The 12,232-nt window shown below is 58.1% G+C and carries 13 protein-coding genes; 4 read left to right on the top strand and 9 right to left on the bottom strand.

Going from position 1 to position 12,232, the window contains the following annotated elements:
• Positions 1 to 12: 12 nt before the first annotated feature.
• Positions 13 to 660 (top strand): pyridoxamine 5'-phosphate oxidase, encoded by a 648-nt coding sequence (gene pdxH / locus ACQR3R_RS14230; protein WP_428272935.1) that lies wholly within the window; start codon positions 13 to 15, stop codon positions 658 to 660.
• A gap of 5 nt (positions 661 to 665) precedes the next feature.
• Here the strand turns inward: pdxH and ACQR3R_RS14225 are convergent, their stop codons facing one another.
• Entirely contained in the window at positions 666 to 902 is a 237-nt protein-coding gene (locus ACQR3R_RS14225) for a hypothetical protein (RefSeq protein ID WP_428272934.1), read from the bottom strand.
• Between the two features lie 167 nt (positions 903 to 1,069).
• Between ACQR3R_RS14225 and ACQR3R_RS14220 the strand changes: the two genes are divergently transcribed.
• Positions 1,070 to 1,534 carry an outer membrane lipoprotein gene (locus ACQR3R_RS14220; RefSeq protein ID WP_213937447.1) on the top strand — a complete coding sequence of 155 codons (465 nt, stop codon included), beginning with the start codon at positions 1,070 to 1,072 and terminating at the stop codon, positions 1,532 to 1,534.
• A 96-nt stretch (positions 1,535 to 1,630) separates the two neighbouring features.
• On the opposite strand, the gene nhaA is transcribed toward ACQR3R_RS14220, so the two are convergent.
• Positions 1,631 to 2,821 carry a Na+/H+ antiporter NhaA gene (nhaA, locus tag ACQR3R_RS14215; RefSeq protein WP_428272933.1) on the bottom strand — a complete coding sequence of 397 codons (1,191 nt, stop codon included), beginning with the start codon at positions 2,819 to 2,821 and terminating at the stop codon, positions 1,631 to 1,633.
• 250 nt (positions 2,822 to 3,071) lie between these two features.
• On the opposite strand from nhaA, the gene ACQR3R_RS14210 reads away from it, so the two are divergent.
• Positions 3,072 to 4,166 (top strand): pyridoxal-phosphate dependent enzyme, encoded by a 1,095-nt coding sequence (locus ACQR3R_RS14210; RefSeq protein WP_428272932.1) that lies wholly within the window; start codon positions 3,072 to 3,074, stop codon positions 4,164 to 4,166.
• A 117-nt stretch (positions 4,167 to 4,283) separates the two neighbouring features.
• Here ACQR3R_RS14210 and ACQR3R_RS14205 read toward each other — a convergent pair whose 3' ends face one another.
• The 3 genes from ACQR3R_RS14205 to ACQR3R_RS14195 all read right to left on the bottom strand — a co-directional run bounded on the left by ACQR3R_RS14205 (position 4,284) and on the right by ACQR3R_RS14195 (position 7,317).
• Complete coding sequence (locus ACQR3R_RS14205) at positions 4,284 to 5,897, bottom strand: FAD-dependent protein (protein ID WP_428272931.1); 1,614 nt, start codon at positions 5,895 to 5,897, stop codon at positions 4,284 to 4,286.
• Positions 5,898 to 5,992: 95 nt separating this feature from the next.
• A complete protein-coding gene (locus tag ACQR3R_RS14200) occupies positions 5,993 to 6,658 on the bottom strand; it encodes a COG3650 family protein (RefSeq protein WP_428272930.1) in 666 nt (221 codons plus the stop codon).
• Between the two features lie 59 nt (positions 6,659 to 6,717).
• Entirely contained in the window at positions 6,718 to 7,317 is a 600-nt protein-coding gene (locus ACQR3R_RS14195) for a short chain dehydrogenase (RefSeq protein WP_428272929.1), read from the bottom strand.
• Positions 7,318 to 7,423: 106 nt separating this feature from the next.
• On the opposite strand from ACQR3R_RS14195, the gene ACQR3R_RS14190 reads away from it, so the two are divergent.
• Entirely contained in the window at positions 7,424 to 8,332 is a 909-nt protein-coding gene (locus ACQR3R_RS14190) for a LysR substrate-binding domain-containing protein (protein WP_428272928.1), read from the top strand.
• A 93-nt stretch (positions 8,333 to 8,425) separates the two neighbouring features.
• Here the strand turns inward: ACQR3R_RS14190 and ACQR3R_RS14185 are convergent, their stop codons facing one another.
• From ACQR3R_RS14185 to livH, 4 genes are read right to left on the bottom strand one after another with little or no spacing between them, the layout of a single operon-like run.
• Complete coding sequence (locus tag ACQR3R_RS14185) at positions 8,426 to 9,127, bottom strand: ATP-binding cassette domain-containing protein (RefSeq protein ID WP_428272927.1); 702 nt, start codon at positions 9,125 to 9,127, stop codon at positions 8,426 to 8,428.
• Positions 9,128 to 9,895 carry a high-affinity branched-chain amino acid ABC transporter ATP-binding protein LivG gene (livG, locus tag ACQR3R_RS14180; protein ID WP_428272926.1) on the bottom strand — a complete coding sequence of 256 codons (768 nt, stop codon included), beginning with the start codon at positions 9,893 to 9,895 and terminating at the stop codon, positions 9,128 to 9,130.
• Positions 9,892 to 11,148 (bottom strand): high-affinity branched-chain amino acid ABC transporter permease LivM, encoded by a 1,257-nt coding sequence (locus ACQR3R_RS14175; protein WP_428272925.1) that lies wholly within the window; start codon positions 11,146 to 11,148, stop codon positions 9,892 to 9,894. The genes livG and ACQR3R_RS14175 overlap by 4 nt, the downstream gene beginning before the upstream one ends.
• Complete coding sequence (livH, locus tag ACQR3R_RS14170; RefSeq protein WP_428272924.1) at positions 11,145 to 12,068, bottom strand: high-affinity branched-chain amino acid ABC transporter permease LivH; 924 nt, start codon at positions 12,066 to 12,068, stop codon at positions 11,145 to 11,147. The genes ACQR3R_RS14175 and livH overlap by 4 nt, the downstream gene beginning before the upstream one ends.
• Positions 12,069 to 12,232 lie beyond the last annotated feature (164 nt).

Below are 12,232 nucleotides of genomic sequence, written 5' to 3'. Positions count from 1 at the left end.
AAGGAATGCGCCATGACCCAGGGCCTGGCTGATATGCGTCGCGATTACACCCGTGATGGTTTGACCGAGGCGCAAGCTCCGGCCGAGCCGTTCGGACTGTTTCACCAGTGGTTTGCCGACGCGGTGAAAACCGAGCAACCGCCGGTGGAGGCTAATGCCATGACCCTGGCGACAGTCGATGACGAAGGTCGGCCGCATTGCCGCATTCTGCTGCTCAAGGGCCTGGACGAGCACGGCTTCACGTTCTTCACCAACTACGAGAGTGCTAAAGGCCAGCACTTGGCCGCGAATCCGTTCGCGGCCATGACCTTCTTCTGGCCAAGCCTGGAGCGTCAGGTGCGTATTGAAGGTCGGGTAGTGAAAGTGACGCCCGAAGAATCAGACGCCTATTATCAAGTGCGTCCGCTGGGCAGCCGCCTCGGTGCCTGGGCTTCACCGCAAAGCCGGGTGATCGCTGACCGTGCAGAACTGGAAGCGTTGTTGAAGGACACTGAGCAACGCTTCAGTGACACCCAACCGCACTGCCCCGATCATTGGGGCGGCTATCGCTTGCTGCCGGAGCGAATCGAGTTCTGGCAGGGCCGTCCGAGCCGGCTGCACGACCGCCTCAACTATCGTTTGCAGGGCGCCAACTGGATTCTTGAACGTCTGGCACCCTGAGTAGTCTACCGACCGGGATAACCTGCCGCAGCGGCTTCCAGCCATTGAGGCAGGTCCCGACGCCTGATTTTCTGTGCTTGAGCGTCGGCCAACTGCTGCAGCATGTAGGCTTTTTTAGGCTCGTCACCTGCCGCTAGTGCCAATGCCAAATCACGGTCCATCCAGCGTTTGATCCGCACGTACAACCACCAATGGAAGTACAAACCGGCGACAGTGGTAACGACAATGATGAAGTAATCCATGAAAATCCTTGGTTAACGGCGCACATCCGCTCATTTGCCGCTACTGTGTGGTGAGTTCGTATTTGCCCCTGTACCGGGCCTGAATCAAACCAATTTTATCCGGGCGATGCCGTGACAGGCGTCAAGCTGCGGAGTTAAATGAATACCTGTCCTTTGGAGTTGATGCTATGCGTAAGTCTGTTCTGCTGGTTGCTTCCTTTTCCACCATGGCGATGTTGCTCACTGGCTGCCAATCGAGTTTGACCGGTGATTCCTACTCCCGTGACGAAGCGCGTCGTGTGCAGACGATTCGCATGGGTACCATCGAATCTCTGCGCCCGGTCAAGATCGAAGGCACCAAAACCCCTATCGGCGGTATCGCCGGTGCTGCGGTTGGTGGTGTCGGCGGCAGCGCCATCGGCGGCGGTCGCGGCAGTATCGTCGCAGCGGTCATCGGCGCCGTTGCTGGCGGCTTGATCGGCTCGGCCACTGAAGAAGGCCTGACCCGTACCCAAGGCGTTGAAATCACCGTTCGCGAAGACGACGGCAGCATGCGCGCCTACGTGCAACAGGTTCAGGAAAACGAAGTATTCCGCGTCGGTGAGCGGGTTCGTATCTCCACCGTTGGTGGCACGAGCCGCGTTTCGCACTAAGCGGAAAAGCGCTTAAAAGAAAACCCCGATCAGGCGACTGGTCGGGGTTTTCTGGTTTTTACGGGCTGCTAAGGATGGGCACGGGCACCCATGAAGTTAGGCCGATTGCAGCACCGTTTTCTTGCGACTTGCCATCGCCGTCACCGCATACCCGATAAGTGCCGCGAATATAGAGCCGGTCAAAATACCCATACGGTCTTCACCGGCGTATTCGCTGACCCCTGGCTCGAAGGCCAGCGAGCCGACAAACAGGCTCATGGTGAAGCCGATGCCGCAGAGGATCGACACGCCCAATACTTGGGGCCAATTGGCGCCTTGTGGCAAAGCGGCGATGCCGGTTTTTACTGCGAGCCAAGTGAGGCCGAACACGCCGACGGTTTTACCCAACAGCAGACCTGCAGCGATTCCCATCGGAACATGGTGGGTGAAGTGTTCCGCAGTCACACCGGTCAGGGACAGGCCGGCGTTGGCGAAGGCAAACAGCGGCAAGATGCCGTAGGCCACCCACGGGTGCAGCGCATGTTCGAGGGTCAGCAGCGGCGAAGGCTCGGCGTTTTTTGTGCGCAAAGGAATGCAAAACGCCAGCGTCACACCGGCCAGTGTCGCGTGCACACCGCTCTTGAGTACGCACACCCAAAGGATCAAGCCGACGACCAGGTACGCCCCGAGCTTGACCACTCCGAGCCTGTTCATCGTGATCAGCGCCACGATACAGGCACCGGCCAGTGCCAGCGCCATGGTCGACAACGCGCCGGAGTAGAAGATGGCAATGACGATGATGGCGCCCAGGTCGTCGATGATCGCGAGGGTCATCAAAAACAGCTTCAGCGACACCGGCACGCGCTTACCTAGCAAAGCCAATACGCCAAGCGCGAAAGCGATGTCGGTAGCCATTGGAATGGCCCAGCCAGCCAATGCTGCGGTGTCATGGCGGTTGATGAACCAGTAGATAAACGCGGGCACCACCATGCCGCCAATCGCGGCTGCGCCTGGCAGAATAATCTGTGATGGTTTCGACAGCTGACCGTCGAGAACTTCGCGTTTCACTTCCAGGCCGATCAGCAGGAAGAATAACGCCATAAGGCCGTCGTTGATCCACAGGAGTGCCGGTTTGGCAATTTGCAGCGCACCTATCTGCGCCACGACGGGGGTCTCCAGGAACGCGTTGTAAAGCCATGAAAGGGGAGAGTTGTTGATAATCAAGGCCAGTACGGCAGCGGCAATCAACAGCAGGCCGCTAGCGGCTTCCAGCTGGAAGAAACGAGTGAAAGTGCTACGCAGAGGCAAGGTCGCTCTCCATCGGATTATCAAAAAGGTGGCACACCCTAACCCGTACCGTTAGTTGTTAAAACAAAAGTTATATTCTTTTTTGTTATATAGGGTTGCCGAGAATATGCCGTGGCTGGAATGCAGCCTAGCAGTTGGTGAGCTTATTGAACCGCAGCTGTACCTGTGCGGGATATAGGATATTTCCTAAGCTTGTGGGCTAAGGCTTTGTAACGAGGCCACACTTGTCCGATCCAACGGGAACATCATCATGAGCGACAACCGACAGTGGGCTCGCGAAGCCATCCGGATCATCGAAGCCGACTTTCAGCGCAGCGCTGATACCCACCTGATCCCCCTGCCTTTGCCGGGGTATCCGGGCGTCGAGTTGTATTTCAAGGATGAGTCCAGTCACCCCACTGGCAGCTTGAAACATCGACTGGCACGCTCGTTGTTTTTGTACGCGCTGTGTAACGGCTGGCTCAAGCCAGGTGCGCCGGTGATCGAGGCGTCCAGTGGTTCGACAGCGATTTCCGAGGCATATTTTGCGCGCCTATTGGGGTTGCCATTCATTGCGGTGATGCCGGCCAGCACCTCCCAGGAAAAGATCGCGCAGATCGCGTTTTACGGTGGCAGGAGTCATCTGGTTGACGATCCGACGCAGATTTACGCCGAGTCCGAGCGCTTGGCGCGTGAACACGACGGTCATTTTATCGACCAGTTCACCTATGCCGAGCGTGCGACCGATTGGCGAGCCAACAACAACATCGCTGAATCGATCTTCCAGCAAATGCGCTTCGAAAAGCACCCAGAGCCGAGTTGGCTGATTTCCAGCCCTGGTACCGGTGGCACGACCGCAACCCTTGGTCGCTACGTGCGTTATCGCCAACATTGCACTCGCGTGCTGTGCGCAGATGCCGAGCGTTCGGTGTTTTTCGACTATTACCAGACCGGCGATGCCAGCCTGCGCCTGAATCATGGTTCGCGCATCGAAGGGATTGGCCGGCCACGCGTTGAAGCGTCATTCCTGCCGAAGGTGATTGATGCGATGGTCAAGGTGCCAGACGCTTTGTCATTGGCGGCCATGCATTACCTGGCTCAGCATTTAGGGCGCAAGGTCGGAGGTTCGAGCGGGACTAATTTGATTGGCGCACTGATGGCTGCGCAGCAAATGGCGGCGCAGGGCGAGGCTGGTTCAATCGTGGCGATTCTGTGCGATGGCGGGGAACGTTACGAAACCAGTTATTACAATCAGGATTGGCTCAAGGCCCAAGGCTACGAATTAAGCGGATTGATGGCGGCCGTTGCTGCCAGCGCAGAACGGGGAGAGCCGCTGCCGACAACTGTACTGCGCGCCAATATCTGACGCAAAGAAGAGCAGATGTGAGAGCGGGCTTGCTCGCGAAAGCGGTAGATCAGTCAGCATTGCTATTGAATGTGACACCGTTTTCGCGAGCAAGCCCGCTACCACAGGCAACTCAGGTCAGGCCTCGAGGCCAAGAATGTCCCGAGCCACTGCCTCGGCAATGCGAATACCATCTACACCCGCCGACAGAATCCCGCCCGCGTAACCTGCGCCTTCACCCGCAGGGAACAAGCCTTTCACGTTCAAACTTTGCATCGACTCGTTGCGGGTAATCCGCAGCGGCGATGAGGTGCGGGTTTCAATTCCGGTCAATACCGCGTCGTGCAGCGAGTAGCCTCGAATCTGTTTCTCGAAGGCGGGCAGGGCTTCGCGAATGGCCTCGATGGCGAACGCTGGCAAGGCCAGCGCAAGATCACCCAATGCAACCCCCGGTTTGTAGGACGGTTCGACACTGCCCAGTTCGGTGGACGGTTTGCCGGCAATGAAATCGCCGACCAGTTGCGCCGGTGCTTCGTAGTTGCTGCCGCCCAGCACAAAGGCGTGGGACTCCAGGCGTTCCTGAAGTTCGATTCCGGCCAGTGGGCCGCCCGGATAATCAACTTCTGGCGTGATGCCAACGACGATGCCGGAGTTGGCGTTACGTTCGTTACGCGAGTACTGGCTCATGCCGTTGGTGACCACGCGGCCCGGTTCGGAAGTCGCCGCTACCACGGTACCGCCCGGGCACATGCAGAAGCTGTAGACCGAACGGCCGTTTTTGGCGTGGTGCACCAGTTTGTAGTCGGCCGCCCCGAGTTTCGGGTGGCCGGCATACTTGCCCAGGCGCGCGCGGTCGATCAGTGACTGCGGATGTTCAATCCGGAAGCCCACCGAGAATGGCTTGGCCTCCATGAACACACCGCGCCCGTGCAGCATGCGGAACGTGTCCCGAGCGCTGTGGCCCAAAGCAAGAATCACGTGCCTGGAATGAATCTGTTCGCCGCCATCGAGTTCGACACCGACCAATTGGCCGTCCTCGATCAACACATCAGTAACCCGCTGCTGGAAGCGCACTTCGCCGCCCAGCGCACTGATTTGCTCGCGCATGTTTTCCACGACGCCGGTCAGACGGAACGTACCGATGTGCGGTTTGCTGACGTAGAGGATTTCATCCGGCGCACCGGCCTTCACAAACTCGTGCAGTACTTTTCGACCGATGAATTTCGGGTCTTTGATCTGGCTGTAAAGCTTGCCGTCAGAGAACGTCCCCGCACCACCTTCGCCGAACTGCACGTTGGATTCCGGATTGAGTACGCTTTTGCGCCACAGGCCCCACGTGTCTTTGGTGCGCTGGCGCACTTCGGTGCCGCGCTCGAGGATGATCGGTTTGAACCCCATCTGCGCCAGCAACAATCCGGCGAAAATGCCGCACGGACCAAAACCGACTACAACCGGCCGTTGCGCCAAGTCGGCTGGCGCCTGGCCCACCACTTTGTAGCTGACGTCTGGTGCGACGTTGACGTTACGGTCATCGGCGAACTTGTGCAGCACCGACGGCTCATCGCGCAGCGCGAGGTCGATGGTGTAGATAAAGCACAATTCAGAGGATTTCTTGCGCGCATCGTAGCTGCGCTTGAACAAGGTGAAATCGAGCAGGTCATCACTGGCGATGCCCAAGCGCTGCACGATGGCAGGGCGCAGGTCTTCTTCGGGATGGTCGATCGGCAGCTTGAGTTCGGTGATTCGTAACATGACGGGATCCGGTTCGCGGGGCGCACAACTGCGCCAGGGCGTGTGTAACCGGTGATTATAAGCCCCAAAGAACGAATTCCGTGAGGCTAAAACGATCAGTCGTCGCGCGAGCCGCCGAAATACCCGCAACCGCGCTGAACCTGGCCGTTGATGCGTAACTCCGCGCTCATGTGCTGCACGCTGCCGTTGGAGCTGTCGACGCAACGTTGCGGCGCGACCCACAATTCAATGCGCTGATTATTAGCTTCGGTGCTGAGATTGAAGCGTCCGTCGCCCAGTTGCTCTTCAACATAAGGTACGGCGAGGGGCGGCTGACCGTCACGTTCGATGACCATGCCCTTGCCGCTGACTTTGACGTTCCACTCCGGGCCATGGCCGGCAGCACGCAGTATCAGCTGTTTGAAGTTTTGATCATCACAGGCTGTGCCCGAACGCTCGACTCGGTAAAGCTGTTCCAGATCGAGGCGGCTTTCGGCGCCACTGGTCACAATACGCCCGCGAACATCGGCAAACAGCTTGCCCTGATCGTCGGCAAGCGTGGCGGCCTCTTGCAGGACGCTGGTGCCCCCCGTGTCGTTGACGACGAAACTGCGCTGTTCATTGCATGGCTGAAACAGCAACTTGCCGTCTGCTGCGGTCAATTGGCCCTGCATGCGGGTTTGACCCACGTGCGAGGCGCTTTGACGTGGGCCATCGAGTAACTGGCAGGCGGCGAACAGCGGAAGCAGGGCAACAAGAATCAGGGAGCGGGCAGCACGCATCGTTGGGTCTCCAGACAAGTGCCGCCACGTTACGCAGCCTGACCGCTCATCACAAGGGCTCAGCCCACATGAAAGGTCTGGCCAGTTTGCAAGCCTTCGACACTTTTGGCGTAGGCCAATGCCACATCCGCTGCGGGAACTGGCTTGTAGCCACGGAAGTACGGCGCGTAGCTGCCCATGGCCTCGAGCAGCACGGTGGGGCTGATCGAGTTAACGCGCAGACCGCGAGGCAATTCGATAGCCGCTGCACGGACGAAGCTGTCCAGTGCGCCGTTAACCAGTGCCGCCGACGCACCGGTGCGAATCGGGTCGTGGCTGAGTACACCGGTGGTGAAGGTGAAAGACGCACCGTCGTTGGCAAACTCGCGGCCGATCAGCAGCAAATTGACCTGCCCCATCAGCTTGTCTTTCAAGCCTAGCGCGAAGCTGTCTTCGGTCATTTCCGGCAGCGGCGCGAAGGTCACGTTACCCGCAGCGCAGACCAGCGCATCGAATTTTCCGGTTTGCTCGAACAGCTTGCGAATCGATGCACTGTCGCTGATATCCACGTGAAAATCACCGCTGGTGCGGCCGATACGAATGACCTCGTGACGCTGGGATAGCTCTTTATCCACAGCCAAACCGATGGTGCCGCCTGCGCCTATCAACAGAATTTTCATGATGTTTGATCTCGAAGTGGTTTGAACGAGGCCTCAGTTTAAAGTGGTTTTTTCTGTTGATAAGCGCACTAATAGGCAACCTTTGGTTTTCAAATGGAAACAATCCATGAGCGAAATGGATGATCTGGCAGCGTTTGCGGTGTTGATCGAAGCCGGGAGTTTTACCTTGGCGGCGCAGCAACTGGGTTGCAGCAAGGGCCAGTTGTCCAAGCGCATCAGCCTCTTGGAATCGCGGTTTTCAGTGATCTTGCTGCAACGCACCACCCGCCGTTTGAGTTTGACGGCCGCGGGTGCGGCACTGCTGCCACAAGCACAGGCGCTTGTCGTCCAAGTGGAGAGGGCGCGTCAGGCGTTGGCGCGTCTGAAGGACGATATGGCTGGACCGATTCGTATGACGGTTCCGGTATCGCTGGGGGAAACCTTTTTCGATGGATTGCTGTTGGAGTTCTCCCAAAAGTACCCGCAGGTGCAGATCGAGTTAGACCTCAACAACAACTATCATGACTTGTCCCGCGATGGGTTCGACTTGGCGATTCGCTCTGACGCAGCCGTTGACCAACGACTGGTGGCCCGCCCGTTGTTGGCGTGGCATGAGATGACCTGCGCCAGTGCAGCGTATCTCGAGCAGTACGGTGAGCCGCTGACGCCGCACGCCTTGGCCGAGCACCGCTGCTTGCTGAACAGTCACTACAGTGGCCGTGAAGAATGGCTTTATCACCAGCAACACGAATTGATGCGAGTGCGGGTGTCGGGGCCGTTCGCCAGCAATCATTACAGCCTGCTGAAAAAAGCCGCATTGGCCGGCGCCGGTATTGCGCGTTTGCCGTCCTATTTGCTGCAGTCGGATTTGGCCGAGGGACGTTTGCGCTGGATATTGCGCGAATACCAGACACGCAGCATGCCGATGTACCTGGTGCATCCGTATCAGGGCGGCTTGCCCAAGCGCACGCAAGTGCTGGCGGATTATTTGATTGGCTGGTTCAAGCGCAGCGGCGAGGCGCTGGATCGCCTATAGGACGTTCACTTCTACACGCGGATTTTGTTGTCGAGAGGTTTATGGCGAGCATAAAAAAACGGCCCGAAGGCCGTTTTTCTTTACCGCAGCGTCTCAACCACCCAGATACGCTTCGCGCACTTTCGGGTCAGTCAGCAGCGCTTCACCGGTGCCTTGCATCACTACGCGGCCGTTCTCCAGCACGTAGGCACGGTCAGCGATTTTCAGCGCCTGGTTAGCGTTTTGCTCGACCAGGAACACCGTTACACCATCCTTGCGCAGCTGTTCGATGATGTCGAAAATCTGCTGGATGATGATCGGCGCCAAACCCAGCGACGGCTCATCGAGCAGCAGCAGCTTGGGTTTGCTCATCAGCGCACGACCGATGGCAAGCATTTGCTGTTCACCGCCAGACATGGTGCCGCCGCGCTGGGCGAAACGCTCTTTCAGGCGTGGGAAAAGTCCGAGAACCTTGTCCATCTGTTCCTGATAATCGCCCTTGTCAGTAAAGAACCCGCCCATGGCCAGGTTCTCTTCCACGGTCAGGCGGGCAAACACCCGGCGACCTTCCGGAACCACCGCGATGCTCTTGCGCATGATGTCGGCCGAGGACTGACCTACAAGCTCTTCACCCATGTAGCGGATGCTGCCGCTGTGGGCTTGCGGCGAACCGCAGAGCGTCATCAGCAGCGTGGATTTGCCTGCACCGTTGGCGCCGATCAGCGTCACGATTTCACCCTGACGGATTTCGACGTTGACGCTGTGCAGGGCCTGGATCTTGCCGTAGAAGGTGGAAACGTTTTCAAATTGCAGCATTTACGCTTCCCCCAGGTAGGCTTTGATCACTTCAGGATTGTCGCGGATCTGTTCCGGCGTACCGTCAGCCAGAGGCGTGCCCTGATTGATCACGACGATGTGGTCGGAAATGCTCATGACCAGTTTCATGTCATGTTCGATCAGCAGCACGGTGACGTTGTGCTCCTCGCGCAACATGCCGATCAGTGCCTTCAGGTCCTCGGTTTCCTTTGGGTTGAGGCCGGCGGCCGGTTCGTCGAGCATCAGGATCCGCGGGCGGGTCATCATGCAACGGGCGATTTCCAGACGACGTTGCTGACCGTACGCCAAGGTGCCGGCGGTACGGTTGGCGAACTCCTTGAGGTTGACCTTGTCCAGCCAGTATTCGGCGAACTCCATGGCTTCGCGCTCGCTTTTGCGGAACGCCGGGGTCTTGAACAAACCCGCCAGAAAGTTAGTGTTCAAGTGACGGTGCTGCGCAATCAGCAGGTTCTCAACGGCCGTCATGTCCTTGAACAACCGCACGTTCTGGAAGGTGCGAACCACGCCTTTGAGGGCGATCTTATGGCCGGGCAAGCCTTCGATCGGTTCGCCGTCCAGCAGGATGCTGCCGCCGCTCGGTTTATAGAAACCGGTGAGGCAGTTGAATACGGTGGTTTTGCCGGCACCGTTCGGGCCGATCAGCGCCACAACCTGTTTTTCCTTCACGGTCAGGGCCACGCCGTTGACCGCCAGCAAGCCGCCGAAGCGCATGCTCAGATTTTCGACTTTAAGGATCTCGCGGCTCATTTGCGCAGCTCCATGTGAGGACGTTGCATGGGCAGCAGGCCTTGTGGTCGCCAGATCATCATCAGCACCATCAAGGCGCCGAACATCAACATGCGGTACTCACTGAACTCACGCATCATTTCAGGCAACAGGATCATCACCACGGCCGCCAGGATGACGCCCAACTGCGAGCCCATGCCACCCAATACGACGATCGCAAGAATGATCGCCGACTCGATGAAGGTGAAGGACTCCGGTGTCACCAGACCCTGACGGGCGGCGAAGAAGCTGCCGGCGAAACCGGCGAAGCTGGCACCCAGGGTGAAGGCCGAAAGCTTGATCACCGTAGGATTAAGACCCAACGCCCGGCAGGCGATTTCGTCTTCACGCAGCGCTTCCCACGCACGGCCGATGGGCATGCGCAGCAAACGGTTGATGACGAACAGCGCGCCGAGGGCCAGCAGCAACGCAACCAGGTAGAGGAAAATCACCTTGTTGATCGAGTTGTATTCCAGGCCAAAATATTCGTGGAAGGTCTGCATGCCTTCGGCCGCTTTACGTTCGAAGGTCAGGCCGAAGAACGTTGGCTTCTCGATGTTGCTGATGCCGTTCGGACCCCCCGTGATACTGGTCAGGTTACGCAGGAACAGACGGATGATTTCACCGAAGCCCAAGGTCACGATCGCCAGGTAGTCACCGCGCAAGCGCAGGACCGGGAAGCCGAGCAGGAAGCCGAAAGTGGCCGCCATCAGACCAGCAATCGGCAGGCAAACCCAAAAGCTCCAGCCGAGGTAGTGCGACAACAGCGCATAGCTGTAGGCGCCGACGGCGTAGAAACCCACGTAACCCAGATCGAGCAAACCCGCCAGGCCGACCACGATGTTCAGGCCTAGACCGAGCATCACGTAGATCAGGATCAGGGTCGCGATGTCCACCGCGCCACGAGAGCCGAAGAACGGCCACACGAGCGCACCAACGATCAACGCGATGATGATCCAGCGTTGAGTGGTCGGCAGGGTCAGGAAGTTGGTGGCCTTGGCTGGAATCAACGGCATGTTTGGCGAGGATTTCCACGCCTTGCTGATCGGGTCGTTGAACAGTACCCGCAGGAACATCAGTACCGAGCAGATCGCAATGATCGCCAGGGTCATGTCGCTGGTGCCGTGAACTTCCAGATTGATGCCGACGATGGTCAGTTTCAGACCGAGTACCGGGAAGGCTACAGCCCATACCAGCAGGGCGCTGAACAGCGCCTGTTTAAGATTCCTAGTCATACTTTTTCAACCTCCGGACGGCCCAGAATGCCGGTCGGCCGGAACAACAGCACCAGAACCAACAAGCCGAAAGCCACGACGTCCTTGTACTGGTCACCGAAGATATCGGCACCAAAGGCTTCCGCCACCCCAAGCACCAGCCCGCCGAGCATCGCTCCGGGAATGCTGCCGATACCACCCAATACCGCAGCGGTGAAGGCCTTGAGGCCAACGAGGAAACCGGCGTTCGGGTTGATCACGCCGTATTGCATGCTCAACAGCACGGCCGCGACAGCCGCCAGAGCGGCACCGATGACGAAGGTCAGAGCAATGATGTTGTTGGTGTTGATACCCAGCAGGTTGGCCATCTTGATGTCTTCCGCACAGGCGCGGCAGGCGCGACCCAGGCGAGAGCGGGAGATGAACAGCGTAAGGCCGAGCATGGCGATCAGCGTCACCACGAACACCACGATTTGCATGTAGGAAATCAGCACTTCTTGTGCGCCACCTGGCCCGAAGGAAAGATTGCCGGGGATCAGGTTGGGAATGGACTTGTCCTTGGAGTCTTGCGCCAGCAGAACGGTGTTCTGCAGGAAAATCGACATGCCGATGGCCGAGATCAGCGGAATCAGACGGTTACTGCCACGCAATGGGCGGTATGCAATCCGTTCGATACTGTAGCCGTAGGCACTACAAACGACGATGCTCGCGATGAAACCTGCGGTCATCAAGAGTGGGACACTGTCGAGTCCCATCATTGTCAGGCCCGCGATGGCGATGAACGCCACGTAGGAGCCAATCATGTACACCTCGCCGTGGGCGAAGTTGATCATTCCAATGATGCCGTAAACCATCGTATAGCCGATGGCGATCAGGGCATATGTGCTGCCAACGGTCAGACCGTTAACCAGCTGCTGGAAGAAGTGATAGATGTCAGGCATTACAGCGCTCCTAAAAACCTGATACGCATTTCACTGGTGGAGTCATTTTCCCGCTCGAGCCCCATGGATCTTCATCCACTTCGAATTCGAGGTTTGCCAGCGAACCGCTGATGACGGTTTTGAGATTTTCAGGTGGGGAGACTTGCGGATCACGCAAGCGCGGC

The sequence above is a fragment of the Gordonia sp. IEGM753 genome (assembly GCF_050321825.1).
Lineage (GTDB): Bacteria > Pseudomonadota > Gammaproteobacteria > Pseudomonadales > Pseudomonadaceae > Aquipseudomonas.
Note: the sequence above shows the minus strand (reverse complement) of the source record. Positions and strands in the feature narration are given on the sequence as shown.